At 61.1% G+C, this 15,724-nt stretch carries 12 protein-coding genes; 4 read left to right on the top strand and 8 right to left on the bottom strand.

The window, feature by feature from the left end; all coding sequences use genetic code 11:
* Positions 1-14: 14 nt before the first annotated feature.
* Complete coding sequence (locus PspS34_RS11130; RefSeq protein ID WP_159389717.1) at positions 15-1,316, bottom strand: FAD-binding oxidoreductase; 1,302 nt, start codon at positions 1,314-1,316, stop codon at positions 15-17.
* Positions 1,317-1,479: 163 nt separating this feature from the next.
* On the opposite strand from PspS34_RS11130, the gene PspS34_RS11125 reads away from it, so the two are divergent.
* Positions 1,480-2,367 (top strand): LysR family transcriptional regulator, encoded by an 888-nt coding sequence (locus tag PspS34_RS11125; protein WP_159389716.1) that lies wholly within the window; start codon positions 1,480-1,482, stop codon positions 2,365-2,367.
* Between the two features lie 233 nt (positions 2,368-2,600).
* On the opposite strand, the gene PspS34_RS11120 is transcribed toward PspS34_RS11125, so the two are convergent.
* From PspS34_RS11120 to PspS34_RS11110, 3 genes are read right to left on the bottom strand one after another with little or no spacing between them, the layout of a single operon-like run.
* Positions 2,601-4,109 carry a tripartite tricarboxylate transporter permease gene (locus tag PspS34_RS11120; protein ID WP_159389715.1) on the bottom strand — a complete coding sequence of 503 codons (1,509 nt, stop codon included), beginning with the start codon at positions 4,107-4,109 and terminating at the stop codon, positions 2,601-2,603.
* Between the two features lie 15 nt (positions 4,110-4,124).
* Complete coding sequence (locus tag PspS34_RS11115; protein WP_154910566.1) at positions 4,125-4,607, bottom strand: tripartite tricarboxylate transporter TctB family protein; 483 nt, start codon at positions 4,605-4,607, stop codon at positions 4,125-4,127.
* A gap of 1 nt (position 4,608) precedes the next feature.
* Positions 4,609-5,574, bottom strand: coding sequence for a tripartite tricarboxylate transporter substrate-binding protein (locus PspS34_RS11110; protein ID WP_159389714.1), 966 nt, complete (start codon positions 5,572-5,574; stop codon positions 4,609-4,611).
* A gap of 330 nt (positions 5,575-5,904) precedes the next feature.
* Between PspS34_RS11110 and PspS34_RS11105 the strand changes: the two genes are divergently transcribed.
* Positions 5,905-8,301: a DUF3772 domain-containing protein gene (locus tag PspS34_RS11105; protein WP_159389713.1), complete on the top strand. Its 2,397-nt coding sequence runs from the start codon at positions 5,905-5,907 to the stop codon at positions 8,299-8,301.
* A 106-nt stretch (positions 8,302-8,407) separates the two neighbouring features.
* Here PspS34_RS11105 and PspS34_RS11100 read toward each other — a convergent pair whose 3' ends face one another.
* Together PspS34_RS11100 and PspS34_RS11095 are read right to left on the bottom strand one after the other, a co-directional pair.
* On the bottom strand, positions 8,408-9,898 hold the full coding sequence (locus PspS34_RS11100) for an aldehyde dehydrogenase family protein (RefSeq protein ID WP_057715395.1): 1,491 nt from the start codon (positions 9,896-9,898) through the stop codon (positions 8,408-8,410).
* Between the two features lie 48 nt (positions 9,899-9,946).
* Entirely contained in the window at positions 9,947-10,336 is a 390-nt protein-coding gene (locus PspS34_RS11095) for a c-type cytochrome (protein WP_090454817.1), read from the bottom strand.
* A 282-nt stretch (positions 10,337-10,618) separates the two neighbouring features.
* Here PspS34_RS11095 and PspS34_RS11090 point away from each other — a divergent pair, with 282 nt between their 5' ends.
* Together PspS34_RS11090 and PspS34_RS11085 are read left to right on the top strand one after the other, a co-directional pair.
* Positions 10,619-11,941: a hypothetical protein gene (locus PspS34_RS11090; RefSeq protein ID WP_057715399.1), complete on the top strand. Its 1,323-nt coding sequence runs from the start codon at positions 10,619-10,621 to the stop codon at positions 11,939-11,941.
* Between the two features lie 54 nt (positions 11,942-11,995).
* Positions 11,996-14,122: a methyl-accepting chemotaxis protein gene (locus PspS34_RS11085; RefSeq protein WP_159389712.1), complete on the top strand. Its 2,127-nt coding sequence runs from the start codon at positions 11,996-11,998 to the stop codon at positions 14,120-14,122.
* Positions 14,123-14,405: 283 nt separating this feature from the next.
* Here PspS34_RS11085 and PspS34_RS11080 read toward each other — a convergent pair whose 3' ends face one another.
* Positions 14,406-15,242: an IS3 family transposase gene (locus tag PspS34_RS11080; protein WP_223509062.1), complete on the bottom strand. Its 837-nt coding sequence runs from the start codon at positions 15,240-15,242 to the stop codon at positions 14,406-14,408.
* Entirely contained in the window at positions 15,239-15,544 is a 306-nt protein-coding gene (locus tag PspS34_RS28535; protein ID WP_008047186.1) for an IS3 family transposase, read from the bottom strand. Before PspS34_RS28535 ends, PspS34_RS11080 begins: the two co-directional genes overlap by 4 nt.
* Positions 15,545-15,724 lie beyond the last annotated feature (180 nt).

Here is a 15,724-nt window from a genome sequence, read left to right as displayed (position 1 = left end):
TGAAACGGGTGTTTTCAGATTTCGCTTCTGGCCCGGACCGCTTCCACGCGCATACGCAGCATGGCACCGATATCGAGCAACGGCTTGGGCGGTAGCCAGCCTGGCTGCGCCCGTTGAATGACCGAGTGCAGCAACGGCGAATCACGACCCGAGGCCAGCTCCGCCAGCAAGCGGCCCCACAGCGTGCCCCGTGCCACGCCGGAACCATTGCACCCGGCCACGGCGAAAACGCCCTCCTCGACTTTGCCGAAATACGGCTGCCCGGAACGCGAAGCGCTGAGATGACCGGTCCAGGTGTATTCGATGTCCTGCTCGCCGAGCATCGGGAAACGTCGTTGCAACCCCAGCACATGGTGCTGGCGGCGAATCGACAATTCGCTCAATGAAAGATCCCGCGAGCGGTATTCCGCGGTGTTGCGGATCATCACCCGGCGATCCGGGGTCAGGCGCACCGTGGCGCCCAACGGGCGGGTCGACAGCACGCCCCAGGACGCCGGCGCACCAAGGGCTTGAAACTCTTGATCGCTGAGCGGCCGCGTAAGGCTGGCGCTGAGCTCCATTGCGAAGGTGCCGCTGTCATCGATGCCCGCGCGAGGGATAAAGGCGTTCAGGCAGACCAATACCTGTCTGGCTTCGACACAGCCGTTTTGGCCCCGGGCGTGAATCCGGCCGTCGCCCAGGCGCTCAAGACCTGCGATATCGGCGCTCTCGTAGACCGTCACTGTCGGCGGCAGGGCATCGAGCAAGCCCCGAACGTACTTCGCCGGTTGCAGCAGCGCATTGCCGTTGCCGCACCAGATCGCGGCGCGGTAGTGCCGGCTGCCGAGTTTTTCGATCAATGGCTCGCCTTGCAGAAATTGCGCGCTGGCGCCAACGGCACGCAGGGTCTGCAGCTTGGCCTCGACGTGAGTCAGCTTGCGTGGGTCGCTGACGGCGAAGAAATAACCCGACTCCCTGAAGTCGCATTCGATGCCAAGGCGGGTAATCTGCTTGCGGACTTCGTCGGCGGCTGCGCGGCCGATTGCCGTATCCGCTTGATACCCGGCGAACCCGTCGCTACCCAGTAGCTCCCCGGCAGCGGGATGCTCATGAGCCACCACAAAACCGGAGTTGCGCGCCGAAGCGCCTTGCGCGGCACGCTGGCGGTCAACAACCACGATACGTGCCTGGGGGTGCATTTGCGCCAGAGCGTGCGCCGCACTGAGGCCGGTGATGCCCGCACCGATCACCAGCCAATCGGCTTGCTGCGCGCCTTTGAGCGGCTCGCGCAAGGGGGAACTCCCCGCTTGCGCAATCCAGCCACAGATATTTTCCATGTGTCACCTCAGGTTCTTGTTCTGCGAACCGTCTCGATCCAAAACAGCACTGCATGCAGAATTTGCATAAGCTGTTTTCGAGGACGGTGGCGATGACTAGAATCTAAAGGCTCAAAACGCGGGTAACCAACGTTATTAAATCATCGAGGCATTCTGAAAACGCATGGACAAGATTCGCCACGTGCCCTCGCTGCAGGGCTTGCAGGCTTTGGTCGAGGTTGCCGGGACAGGCAGCTTCACCCAAGCGGCGCAAAAGCTCTGTCTGACCCAGAGCGCGGTGAGCCGACAGATTCAGCAACTGGAGAGCCACTTTGGCCTGCCGCTGTTTGTCAGGAGCAGCCGCAGCCTTCAACTGACCGCCGAGGGCGAACAGGTACTGGCCAGCGCCCGCAGCATCCTTGAACAGTTGCGTACCCTCGAAGACCGGCTCGCGCCGCAAAAACGCCCGTTCCGCATTCGCATGCACGTGTCACTGGCGGTGCGCTGGCTGCTGCCCAAACTGAGCGATTTCTACCGGCATCACCCGGACGTATCCCTGGCAATCGAAACCGTGGCCACCGAAGTGGTCGAGCCGGCCAGCGACAGTGACGCCTACATTCTCTATCTGCCGGAGCCGTCCACAGCGCCCGATTGCCTGACCCTGTTCGAAGAGGCATTGGTGCCCGTGTGCGTGCCAGGGCTCGGCACTAACGACCGGCCGTTGGCTTCGCAAGAAGATCTGTCGGGTTTCGCGTTGCTGCACCGCTCCTCCGATCAACATGACTGGAAGGTCTGGCTGTCAGCCCATGGTGGCATGTCGCTGCATGACTACCGGCACATCCCTTTCAACCTCGACGAACTGGCACTCGATGCCGCCGCCCGGGGCCTGGGCGTGGCGATGACCGACATGACCCTGGCGGGTGAGTCGATTCAACGGGGCGAACTGGTGATTCCGTTCGGTGAGCCGTTGAAGACCCGGGGGATCTACTCGTTGTGCCTGCAACCCTCGGCCAACGCGCATCCCGCCTGTGGGGCGGTGATGCAGTGGTTCACCGCGCAAGCCACTGCATGACCCTGTAGGAGCGAGCCTGCTCGCGAAGAAGCCTTCACATTCAAAATCAATGTCAACTGACACACCGCCTTCGCGGGCAAGCCCGCTCCCACAGGGTGAGTGGGTGTACGCACTACTCGTGAGCTACTGAAATAACTGTGGGAGCGGGCTTGCCCGCGAAGACGGTGTGTCAGCGAAGCAAATATCAACTGACCCGACGCCTTCGCGAGCAAGCCCGCTCCCACAGGGGTTGCTCAATCATCCTCATGCAACTTGATGCCGCGTTTATGCAACACATAGGGCACCATCAGCACCAGCAACGTCAGGGCGAGGAAGAATGCCGAGATCGGTTGCGTGACGAACACCGTCCAGTCGCCCTGGCTGATGGACAAGGCGTTACGCAGTTGTTTCTCGGCCATCGGCCCCAGCAGCATGCCGACGATCACGGGGGCGACGGGGAAGTCGAAACGCCGCATCAACACCCCGCCCCAGCCAATCGCCAACATCAGTATCAGGTCGAAGGATGAGTGGCGCATGCCATACACGCCGATGGTGGCGAATACCAGGATGCCGGCATTCAGGTATGGCCGGGGGATTTGCAGCAGTTTGACCCACAGCCCCACCAGCGGCAGGTTCAACACCAGCAGGATAACGTTGCCGATATACAGCGACGCCACCAATGTCCAGACCAGGTCGGCGGAGGTTTCGAACAGCATCGGCCCCGGTTGCAGGTTGTAGTTCTGAAACGCCGCCAGCAGGATCGCCGCGGTAGCGGACGTCGGGATGCCCAGGGTCAGCAACGGCACCAAAGACCCGGTCGCGCTGGCGTTGTTGGCCGCTTCCGGGCCGGCGACGCCTTCGATGGCGCCCTCTCCCTTGTTGGCGGAAAACTCCTTGGGGTACTTGCTGAGCTTGCGCTCGGCGGAATAGGACAAAAAGGTTGGAATCTCGGCGCCACCGGCCGGAATCGAACCAAACGGGAAACCGATCAGCGTGCCCCGAAGCCACGCGGGCACCGAGCGTTTCCAGTCCGCGCGGGTCATCCACATCGAAGTCAGGCGATGCCGTCCTTCGTTTGATTCCCCTTGATAGAGCAGGCTGTACAAGGCCTCGCCCACCGCGAACAAACCGACCGCCACCAGCACCACTTCGATGCCGTCCACCAGTTCGGGCACGCCGAGGGTGTAGCGGGCAATGCCCGAGGTCGAGTCCAGCCCGATCAAACCGATGGTCAGCCCGACGCCCAGCGAAGCGAACCCGCGCAGCATCGAAGCGCCGAGCACCGCCGACACGGTGGTGAACGACAGCACCAGGATCGCGAAGTATTCGGTCGGCCCAAAATTCAGGGCCAGCCTGGCCACGACGGGTGCAAACAGTGTCAGCAAAATCGTGGCGATGGTGCCGGCGACGAACGAGCCTATCGCCGCCGTTGCCAGCGCAGGTCCCGCCCGGCCGTTGCGCGCCATCAGGTTGCCTTCCAGGGCCGTGACCATGGAGGACGATTCACCGGGTGTGTTGAGCAGGATCGAGGTGGTCGAGCCACCGAACTGTGCGCCGTAATAGATACCGGCGAACATGATCAAGGCGCCGGTGGGGTCGACCTTGGCGGTGATCGGCAACAGCAGGGCCACCGTCAGCGCCGGACCGATCCCCGGCAATACGCCGATGGCGGTGCCGAGCAGGCAGCCGATGAACCCCCACATCAGATTGATCGGCGTCAGTGCCGAGGAAAACCCCATCGCCAGGCTTGAAAGAATGTCCACGGTGTCGATCTCCTTTCAAAGCCAAATGTTGATCAGCGACGGCAGGGAAACCCCCAGCCCAGCGTTGAACAGCCAATAGATCGGCAAGGTCAAGGCAATGCCGATGGCCAGGTCCCGCACGGGATGACGGCTGCCAAACCCCCGCGCCGAACAGGCGAACAGCAACCCGGCGGCCAGCACGAAACCGATCAGGTTGATCAGCAGGGCCACCCCCACCAACCCTCCAGTAACCCAGGCGGCTCCGGATTTACCGCCAGGGATCGCACCATTGCCGCTGTCCAGTTCGCGAAAACCGCCGGTGAGCGCCTGATAACTCAGCAACAGGCCCACCACACCGAGAAAGCCGGCGACGATCCAGGGGTAGACGTAAGCCGGCAGAATCACGAAGCCCATCTCGGCTGGAAAGCGGTTGGCCCCCACGGCCAGCAAGGCGCTAAGGGCGATCAGTCCAAGGCCGATCGCCAATTGCGTCGGTACGATTGCGCGTGACCCGGCCATCTCAAAGCAGCCCGACCTTGACCAGCATCGCCCGCAGACGCACGTGCTCTTCGTCGACGAATTTGCCGAAGTCATCACCGGTCAACACGCTCTCGGTCCAGGCATTGGTTTTAATGTTGTCTTGCCAGACTTTGCTTTTGCTGGCGGTCACGACCGCGTCGGTCACTTCTTTACGCTGCTCGGCTGTGAGGTTCGCAGCGCCGTAGACACCGCGCCAATTGCCGATGATCACGTCGTAGCCGCTTTCCTTGAGGGTCGGCGCATCGATCCCCGGGACACGCTCGGGCGCACCGATGGCCAGCACCCGGATCTGGCCGTTCTTGATGTATTGACCCAGTTCGGCGTAGCCCCCGGTGAGCACCTTGATCTGGCCGCCCAGGGTCTGGGCCACGATTTCACCCCCGCCGCCGGTGGCGATGTAATTGACCTTGTTGACCGGGACATCCAGTTTGCCAGCCAGCTCGGCGATGCCGATGTGGTCGATCGACCCCTTGGAACCACCGCCAAAGGTGACGCCGGTGGGCTTTGCCTTGAAGTCCTTGATCAGGTCATCGAGGGTCTTGTAGGGCGAATCCTTGCGCACGGCAATCACGTTGTACTCGGTGAACAGCCGGGCAATGGGCGTCACATCCTTAAGGCTGATCTGCGGTTTGTTCTGTTCGATCCCCGCGACCATGATCGCGCCGACCACCAGCAATGCGTTCGGGTCACCCTTGGTGCTGTTGGCAAATTGCGCCAGCCCCAGGGTCCCGCCCGCCCCGCCCTTGTTCTCGAAGGTCACGGACTTGGCCGTATTGGCCTCGACCATGGCCTTGCCCAGCACCCGGGCGGTCTGGTCGTAACCACCGCCCACCGAACCCGGGGCCATGAATTTCACGGTATCCAACGCGAAGGCTGGTGCGACCAGCACGGCAGCGGTCAAACCGGCGGCCATGCAGCGACTGAAACGACGGATCAAGGCGGACATGGGATCTCCTGATTACATTGTTTTTATCGGTGCCGCTTGCCCATCAAGGTGTGCGATGGACCGGGGCCTGCAAACAAGCTTAGGCCATGGATTCATGGGTTGACTTGTTTTGCTGAAACCACCCGCCAAATGCGCCGCCCCCCTTGTAGGAGCCCCCTGTGGGAGCGAGCTTGCTCGCGATGACGGAGTGTCAGTCGACATTTTCGGTGTCTGACACACCGCCATCGCGAGCAAGCTCGCTCCCACAGGTTCTCGGGTTCCATTGCGACAAAACAATGTCCAGGGCCTAACCTCATTGGCTAAGTGACCAACAACCCGTCGAGCTCGCCGATGCGCAATGTCTTGAAGTCAATGATTTACGTCGCCTTCGCGGTTCTGGTGGCAAGCCCGGGATGGCTGTTGGCAGGGGATATGGCCGACGCTCCTGCTCTTGCCCCCGCCCCTGCCCCCGCAGCCCCGATCATCAGCATCTCCGACAGCGAATTGCTGGGGGTGCAAAACCAGCTCAACAGCCTCAAGCAGCAGGTTTCCCAGGCCAGCAATTACACCCAGCTGGAAAGCTCACAGGACCAGGTGCAAGTACTGATTCAGGAGATTGAACGCCTGTCCACATCGCTGCTGCCTGGCCAGGCGCAATTGCAGGCGCAACTGAACGTGCTGGGGCCCGTGCCGCTTGACGAGAACGCACAGGTGACATCTGCAATTACTACCCAACGAGACGCCCTCGGCGAGCAAAAAAACAAGATCGACAGCCAACTCAAAACCCTGGCCGCGCTTAAAATAAGTGCCGCCGAGCTGATCACCCAGATTGCCAGCATTCGGCGCAGCTTGCTGGAAGCGGAAGTGACCCAGCAGACCAGCAGTATCCTGAGCCCGAGATTCTGGTCGCCATTGTTCGCTCTTCCGATCGAGGACCGTCAACGTTTCAGCGCCCTCATCGAGCAACTCGAGGCCACGCACCGAGCCGCCTGGCAACCCGGACAACGCGGGATCACGGCCACCCTGCTGATCCTGGCCCTGGTCACATGGACCGTGGGTCGAGACCTCGCCGGCCGGGTTCTGGCGTGGCTGTGCTTTCATCGAATGCCTGCAGGCCGACTGCGGCGCAGCTCCCTTGCGCTGGCGTCGGTGATGGCGACGGTGCTGACCGCTGGCATCGCCCTGCAACTGTTGCATTTTGCCGGGACCCGGCAACTGCCCTACCCCCCCCTGCTGGCCGACCTGGCGCAATATCTGGAAAAGCTGGCCTATACCTGCGTACTGATCACCGGATTGAGCCGCGCACTGTTGTCCACCAAACATCCCTCCTGGCGCCTGCCCGATATTGCCGATCCGGTGGCGCTGGCGATGGAGCCCTATCCGAGGTTGCTGGCCAGCCTGCTGCTGGTGCTGGTAACCCTGGTGCAGATGAGCAATGTCACCGGCATGAGCGCCGAAGTGGTGTTGTTCGGTCGGGGTATCGTGGCATTGGTCGCGGCACTGGTGATCGGTGCGCTGCTGTTGCGCGTCAGCAAGACGCGCAGAGACCTGATCGTTGCCGGAGAAGCCCCCGAAGGCGTCACCACCTTCGCCGGCCTGATTTACACGTTCACGGGCGCTGCCGTGGTGGTGTCCCTGTTCGCCCTGTTGATCGGCTACGTGACGATGGCCCGGTTCATCACCTATGAAATGGTCTGGATATTCATCATCTGCGCCGGTTTCTACCTGCTCACACAGGTCTATCAGGACACCTGCGACTACGTTTTTTCGCCCCGGCAACCCACCGGCAAGACCATCAAACAGCTGCTGGGCATCGGCAATCCGCGCCTGGAACAGATCTGCACCGTGTTATCCGGAGCCGGCCGCGCCATCCTGATACTGATTGGCCTCATTGCGCTGTTTGTCGGCGGGATCGGTACGACACTCGGGCAACTGTTCACCGGCACGGTGGCCGTACTCGGCGGTGAAGGGCTGCGCAAGCTGAACATCGTCCCGGACAATTTGATGCATGCCCTCCTGACACTGATGATCGGTGTCTACCTGATTCGCACCCTGCGCCGCTGGCTGGATCGCGAATTCCTGCCGAAAACCGAGATGGACCCGGGCATGTGCGCCTCGCTGAGCACACTGTTTGCCAACATCGGCTACGTGTCCGTCGTCCTGCTCACGCTGGCGTCGCTGGGGATCAAGTGGACCAACCTGGCCTGGATTGTCAGTGCCTTGTCGGTGGGCATCGGCTTTGGTCTTCAGGAGATCGTGAAGAACTTCATCTCCGGCCTGATCCTGCTGACCGAGCGCCCGGTGAAAGTCGGCGACCTGATCAGCATCAGCGGCGTCGAAGGCGACATCCGCCGGATCAACGTACGGGCCACGGAAATACAACTGGCCGACCGCTCGATCATGATCGTGCCCAACTCCCACCTGATTTCGCAGAACCTGCGCAACGTCACCCTCGGCGGCAGCGCCCAGGGCGTGGTGATACTCGAGCTGATGTTCCCGTTGGATATCGATCCGGAGCTGGTGCAAAACCTGCTGATGGACACCTACACCGAGCATGAATCCATTCTGGATAAACCAGCGCCGTTTTTACGCTTCAGTCAGCTGAAACCCGAAGGAATCACATTGACCATCACCGGCTATGTCGGCAGCCCACGCACGGTCGGCGCGATCAAGAGCCAGCTGCTGTTTGAAATTCTCAAGCGGTTGGGGGCCGCCGGGATTGAACTGGCGAAACCGCCTGCAGCGTGATGTGGGAGCGAGCCTGCTCGCGATGGTCGCCAACGATAACGCGAACTAACTGACAGACCGCATTATCTTGACGTTTTTCGCGAGCAAGCTCGCTCCTACAGGTTGATCAATGCGCGATACACACCGACTTGAGCTCGGTGTAAGCCTCGATCACCGCACGGCCAAACTCACGGCCCATACCCGATTGTTTGACACCACCGAACGGCATCGCCGGGTCGAGCAGCACGTGGGCGTTGACCCAGACCGTACCGGCTTCGATGCGAGGCACCAGGTTCATGGCCTTGCCCAGGTCGTTGGTCCAAAGGCTGGCCGCCAGGCCGTAGCGGTTGTCGTTGGCCAGTTCGATCACGGCGTCTTCGTCGTCGAACGGCATCACGCCCAGAACCGGGCCGAACACTTCTTCGCGGGCCACGGCCATGCTGTGGTCGATGTCCGCCAGAATGGTTGGCTGCACGAAGAAACCATCACCCTCCAGCAACTCGCCGCCAGTCACCACCCGCGCACCTTGCTGGCGGGCCAGTTCGATGTGCTTGAGCACGCTTTGTTGTTGCTTGCGCGATACCAGCGGGTTGATTGCCGCGTCGCAATTCATGCCGGCGCCAATCGGCATCGAAGAGACGGCGGCAGCCAGGGCTTCGACGAATTGGTCGTGGATCGAACGGTGCACGTAGAAGCGCGAGGCCGCGGCGCAGACCTGGCCGTTGTTCAGCAAGCCGCCGAGGATCGCGCCTTGCACGGCTTTTTCGATATCGGCATCGGCGAGCACGATCATCGGGTTCTTGCCGCCCAGTTCCAGGGAGAAGCGCGTCATGTTCTCCATGCACGCCACGCCGACACTCTTGCCCACGGCGGTGGAACCGGTGAACGACACTTTGCTCACCAAAGGATGCTGGGTCAGCACGCCGCCAACGGAGGCGCCGCCACCGGTAACCACGTTGAATACGCCAGCAGGGATGCCGGCTTCCAGCGCCAGTTCAGCCAGGCGCATGGCGGTCAGCGGGGTTTCCATCGCCGGCTTGATGATCACCGTACAACCGGTGGCCAGGGCTGGCATCAGCTTCCAGGCGGCGATCAGCAGCGGGAAGTTCCACGGCACAATGCCGACCACGACACCGACCGGCTCACGCTTTGTGAACGCGGTGAACTTGGCACCCGGTGGCAACGGGATCGACACGTCGAAGGTCTGGCCTTCGATCTTGGTCGCCCAACCGGACATGTAGCGCATGAACTCCACCGTGGCGTTGAGGTCCAGGGCGCGGGCCATGTTGATCGACTTGCCCTGGCTCAGGGTTTCCAACTGAGCCAGTTCTTCGGCGTGCTCTTCGACCAGGCGGGTGAAGTTCAGCAGGATGCGTTCACGGTCCGCCGGGCGCAGGCTCGACCACACGCCGGACTTGAACGCCTTGTGGGACGACTGCACGGCGCGCTCGACGAGTTCCAGCGGCGCATCCAGGGTTTCGCACAGGGTTTGCCCGGTGGCCGGGTTGACCACGGCGATGCTGTCGCCCTCGGCAAGCACCCACTGGCCGTCAATGAAGCAGCCGTGACGACGTTCGAGGAATGCAGCAACCTGGGGCAGGATTTCAACGTTGCTCATAATTCACCTTTCATTCAGACGATGTGTTCAGGCGCAAATCCGGCCTGATCAGTGTTGTTCTTTGAGGAAGCACGCGACCGCCTGGCGGTCGTCGGCGGAAGCCAGGCCCATGTAGGGCATGTAGGTGCCCGGCACGAAAGCCTGGGGCTGGGTGATCAATTGCGTGATGTTCTCGGCCTGCCAGTCGACGTCTTTGTCGCGCATGGCCTGGGAGTAGCTGAAACCCGCCAGCGAGCCGGACTTGCGCCCATACACACCGAACAGGTTCGGTCCCATCATGCCGGTCGTGCCCTTGGTCACCGCGTGGCAGACGCTGCACTCAGTGGCAAACACTTCGGCACCACGGCGCGTGTCCGGGGCGCACTCGGCGGCGGACACCGCCTGAACCAGGGTGAAAGACAGCAAACCGATCACGGGCAAACGCAGCGAAGTGAACATAGGAAAACGACCTTGAAAATCCACGCGCCCGCCAGCAGGCGAGCGCCAACACTAAAAATGCCGAGGCAACGGTGCTTCGGCAGGTTGGTAGGGATTGTCGGTGGTCGCCGGTACGCAGGTTTTGCCCTGCGTGCCAGTTGTGTTGGCCGGGCTGCCAAACCGGACAATCTGGCATGCACAACCAACTAATTGGCAAACAGGGAAAAGGGCAAACAATAGCCGCGCCTTAGTATCCGGACAGACCGCAAACCTGCGCTCAAGAACAAGAACGGATGCCACACCATGCTCAAGTCCCCCTTGCTTCGTCTCTCGACGCTCGCGCTGATGATCAGTGCCGGCAATGCCGGTGCCTATGAACTCTACGCCGATGACGACAGCCATCTGAACGCTACCCTCGAAGCCGTGTTCGGCATTTTCCACAGCCAGGAAAACTACGCCCTGTCCGGTCGCCTGAATGAAGGCAGCTCGTCGTGGCGCGAGGGCTACATCAAATACGGCTTGAGCTTCGATCAAGGCCTGGGCGGTGTGGGCACCGCGTACGGCGCGGCGAACATGCTCAGCTCCGGCACCTGGGGCGATGGCGATGCGGCCGGCTTCTCCGATGGTTCGGAACGCACCACCAAGTTCGAAGACGCCTACCTCGGCTGGCGCTCGGCCGATCTGTTCGGCGCGCTGGGCAGTGACGGCGTCGACCTGTCCTTCGGTCGTCAGAACATTGTGGTCGGTGACGGTTTCCTGATCGACGGCGACGCGCTGAACATGGGCAAAGGCCTGGCCGACGGCGAATTCAACCGGGGCGGCGCCTACTACCTGGCGGCACGCAAGGCCTTCGACGAAACCGCCGTATTGCGTCTGGGTGGCAAGGAAGGCTGGCGCAGCGACCTGATGTGGCTCAAATCCGACAACCGCGCCCAGGCCAAGACCGAAATGTACGTCGGCACCCTGGAGCACGTGGCCGAGGCCGGCACGGTCGGCCTGACCTTCATCAAGACCACCGATATCGATGAACAGTACGCCTCGCCGATCCAGCTCGAACGCGACGGCATGAAGACCTACAGCCTGCGTGCGGCGGGCAACGCCGGGGTGAAAGACCTGTTCCTGTCCGGTGAATACGCCAAGCAGGACAAACCCAACACCTCCAGCGAAGACGCCTGGTACCTGGAAGCCGGCTGGACCTTCTCCGACGCGGTCTGGACGCCTAGCGCCAGCTACCGCTACAGCCGCTTCTCGGAAGGCTACGACACCCTGTTCTACGGTTTCAGCCGTGGCTACGGCACCTGGTTCCAGGGTGAAGTGGCGGGCAACTACGCCGGGCCGTTCAACAGCAACTCGCGCATCCAGAACGTCACGCTGAAAGTTTCGCCACTGGAGAACCTCACCGTCGGCGCGATGTACTTCAACTTCGACACCATCGACCGCAACCTGGGCAACACCGATGGCCACGAAGTCGACCTGTACGCCGAATGGCACGTCAACGACCACCTGACCGTGATGCCACTGGTGGGCATCTACCAACCGGACAAGAGCGCCGAAGACGGTGGTACCCAACTGGGTAACAACGACAAGAACGTCTACGCCCAGGTGGTGTTCGCCACCGGCTTCTAATCTCGGCCGCGGGCAGTGGCCACGCCATTGCCCGCGTGGAAAAAGGTATTTCCAATGCACAGAACATTCCTGACGATCCAGAGCAAGATCGCCCTGCTCGCCGGTCTCTGCCTGCTGTTGGTCGTCGGCTTGTTGATGGGTTTGTCGCTCTATCAGACCCACAAGAGCAGCCGGCAAGTGGCCGAGGCCAGCGGCGACATGCTCGCCAATGCGGCCAGGGAACACATGCAGGCCCTGGGCAAAGTGCAGGCCATGCAAGTGCAGCGCACCTTCATGCAGACCCACGAATACGGCCAGGGGTTATCGCGCTACTTGTTGTACCTGCGACAGTTGCAGCATCAGGGCAGCCTGACTCGCCCGCAACTGCGCCAGGAACTCAGCACCCAGCTTCACCAAGCCTTGATCGACAAGCCCGACCTGCTCGGGCTTTATGTCATTTTCGAACCCGGTGGACTCGACGGTGCCGACGCAGACTTCGCCGGCCAGGCCGCCTTGGGCAGCAACGAAACCGGTCGCTTTGCGCTCTATTGGGTGCAGAGCAAACCCGGCGAGCTGCAAGCGGTCATCGGCGACGAAGGCTTGCTTGCCAACACCGAGCCCGGGCCGAGCGGCGCACCGTACAACGCCTTCTACACCTGTGCCCGCGACACCGGCCAGGCCTGTGTGCTGGAACCTTATTTCGACGAGGCCTCCGGCAGCCGCAACCTGGTGACCAGCGTTGCCTTCCCGCTGCTGGAAAACGGCAAGGTCATTGCCGTGGTGGGACTGGATATCAACCTCGCCGCCTTGCAACACAACAGCGAAGCCAGCGCCCGTGAACTGTTCGATGGCAACGGCCAGATCAGCATCGTCAGCCCCCGTGGGGTGATTTCTGCCAACAGCCAGGACGTCGGTCGCCTCGGTCAGCCGATGGACAATGCCGAAGTGATGGACAGCCTGCGTCAGGGCCAGCCAAAAGTGTTTGTCGACGCCCGGCAAATCAAGGTGCTTGAACCGCTGGCGCCGATTGCCGGAGCCGCGCCATGGGGCGTGTTGGTCGGTGTGCCGCAGAACGTGTTGCTGGCACCGGTCACCACGCTGCAGAACGAACTCGATGCCCAGGGCGTGCAAAGCACCGCGCTGGAGCTGTTGCTCGGTGGCGGTTCGGCCCTGCTCGGCCTGCTGCTGATCTGGTACACCGCGCAACGCATCACCCGGCCGCTGCAAGTGCTGACCCGGGTAATGGAAGACATCTCCCTCGGCGAAGGCGACCTGACCCGTCGCCTGCAAGTGCAATCGCGAGATGAAATCGGCCAACTGGCGACCGCCTTCAACCGCTTTGTCGAGCGCATCCACCATTCGCTCCGCGAGGTGTCATCGGCGGCGTTGGGGGTGAACGAAGGCGCGCGGCGGGTGCTGGATGCGTCAAACTCGTCGATGAGCAATTTCGACGATCAATCCACCCGCACCAACAGCGTGGCGGCGGCAATCAACCAGTTGGGCGCGGCCGCGCAGGAGATCGCCCATAACGCCTCCGATGCCTCGCAACAGGCTTCGTCCGCACGGCAGCAAGCCGAGGATGGACGCCAGGTGGTGCAGCGCACGATCGAGGTGATGAACGAACTGTCCGGCAAGATCAGTGCCTCCTGCGCCAACATCGAAGTGCTCAACGACAAGACCGTGAACATCGGGCAGATCCTCGAAGTGATCAAGGGCATCTCCCAACAGACCAACCTGCTGGCGCTCAACGCAGCGATTGAAGCGGCGCGGGCGGGTGAAGCGGGTCGTGGATTTGCGGTGGTGGCGGACGAAGTGCGCAGCCTGGCCGGACGCACCCAGGCCTCGGCGCTGGAGATCCAGCAGATGATCGAAGAGCTGCAAGTGGGCGCGCGGGAATCTGTCACCACCATGACCGAGAGCCAGCGCCACAGCGAAGAAAGCGTCACCATCGCCAACCTCGCCGGCTCCCGCCTGGGCAGCGTGACCCAGCGCATCGGCGAGATCGACAACGTCAACCAGTCCGTCGCCGCCGCCACCGAAGAACAGACCGCGGTGGTCGAGGCCCTGAATGTCGACATCATCCAGATCAACACCCTGAACCGGCAAGGCGTGGAGAATTTGCAATCGACATTGAGGGCTTGTACCGAGCTGGAGCAACAGGCGGCGCGGTTGAATCAGTTGGTGGGGAGTTTTCGGATCTGAGATTTTGGTTGCCTGATATGCCGCCATCGCGAGCAAGCTCGCTCCCACATTTGGATTTCTGCCGTGCACAAAATCCGTGTACACCGCAGATCCCCTGTGGGAGCGGGCTTGCTCGCGATGAGGCCATCACATCCAACATCTCCACTGACTGACACTCCGCCTTCGCGAGCAAGCCCGCTCCCACATTTGGATTTCTGCCATGCACAAAATCCGTGTACACCGCAGATCCCCTGTGGGAGCGGGCTTGAACCGGTCAAGTAATCCCGGACACCGGTTACGGTGCTTATGCCGCCTTTTGCTCCATGGCTATTGGCGACAGATAGTTGTTGTAGCTGTGGAGCCTCGTGCGGTTGTAGTACATGAAGAAGCGCACCATATCGGTTTTTGCTTCCTCGATCTTGCTGTAGCCACTACGAGGCACCCATTCTGATTTCAGCGTGCCAAAAAATCGCTCTGTTGGAGCGTTGTCCCAACACTGCCCGCGATGACTCATGCTTTGCAATATGTCTCGACGCTTCAGTTCTTCCTGAAACTTGCGGCTGGTGTACTGACAGCCCTGATCCGAATGGAACATCAGTCCCGGAGGACACATTCGAACCTCTATTGCCATGCGTAGCGCCTTGCTGACCAAGTTGGCGTCATTGACCAGCGAAAACGCCCAGCCAATGACGCGGCGAGCAAACAAATCGATCACGATGGCCAGATGAACCCAGCGCTCACCCACCATCAAGCTGGTCACGTCGCCACACCAGACCTGATCGACTGCAGCCGGCTTAAAATTGCGTTTGAGCCGATTGGGCACGACAAATGCTTCAACACCTTTGGATCTGAATGGGTGAGGCTGGCGTTGTTTACTGACAATGTTGGCCTCCCTCATTAGCGTTCTGACAAGGCCTCTTCCGATCGCGATGTTTTGGGACTTCAGGTTCTTGCTGATCATTCTGGAACCCATGGCTTCCCGGCTTTCGCTGTGCAGTTCAACCACTTTCAGCTTGAGTTCTTCGCGTCTGATCCGCGGTTTGGCTCGCCGCTGAAGCCACTCATAAAAGCTGCTGCGCTTCACATCGAAAACACGACACACAATGGCAGTCGGGAACGACTCTCTTAGTTCCGCAATCATCGAAAACGATCGGGATCCGACATCAAGAGAGCGGTAGCCTTTTTTAAGATCTCGGCTTCCATTTCCATGCGCTTGATCTTGGCCTTCAGTTCCTGGATCTGGCGTTGATCTTCGGTAATCGCCTTAGTGCCTTTAACTGGCTGCCCCTCGCGCTCCTTGCGAACCTGATCGACCCAGCGCCGTAAAGCGGTGGGCCCGATATCCAGCGATGCACAAACGTCTGGAACCGGGCAGTTATCATCAAGCACCATGCTGGCAGCATGCAGCTTGAACTCGCGGGTATAGACCTTTCTTTCGTTCATGGAACCTCCAAGTTGGCGAAATCATATCGCCCTTAAGAGGTGTCCGGAATTATTAGGCCAGTTCAGCTTGCTCGCGAAGAGGCCAACACATCCAACATCTCCACTGGCTGACACTCCGCTTTCGCGAGCAAGCCCGCTCCCACATTTGGATTTCTGCCGTGCACAAAATCCGTGTACACC

This window comes from Pseudomonas sp. S34 (assembly GCF_009866745.1).
Taxonomy (GTDB): Bacteria; Pseudomonadota; Gammaproteobacteria; order Pseudomonadales; family Pseudomonadaceae; genus Aquipseudomonas; species Aquipseudomonas jessenii.
This window is presented reverse-complemented; position numbering and strand designations above follow the sequence as displayed.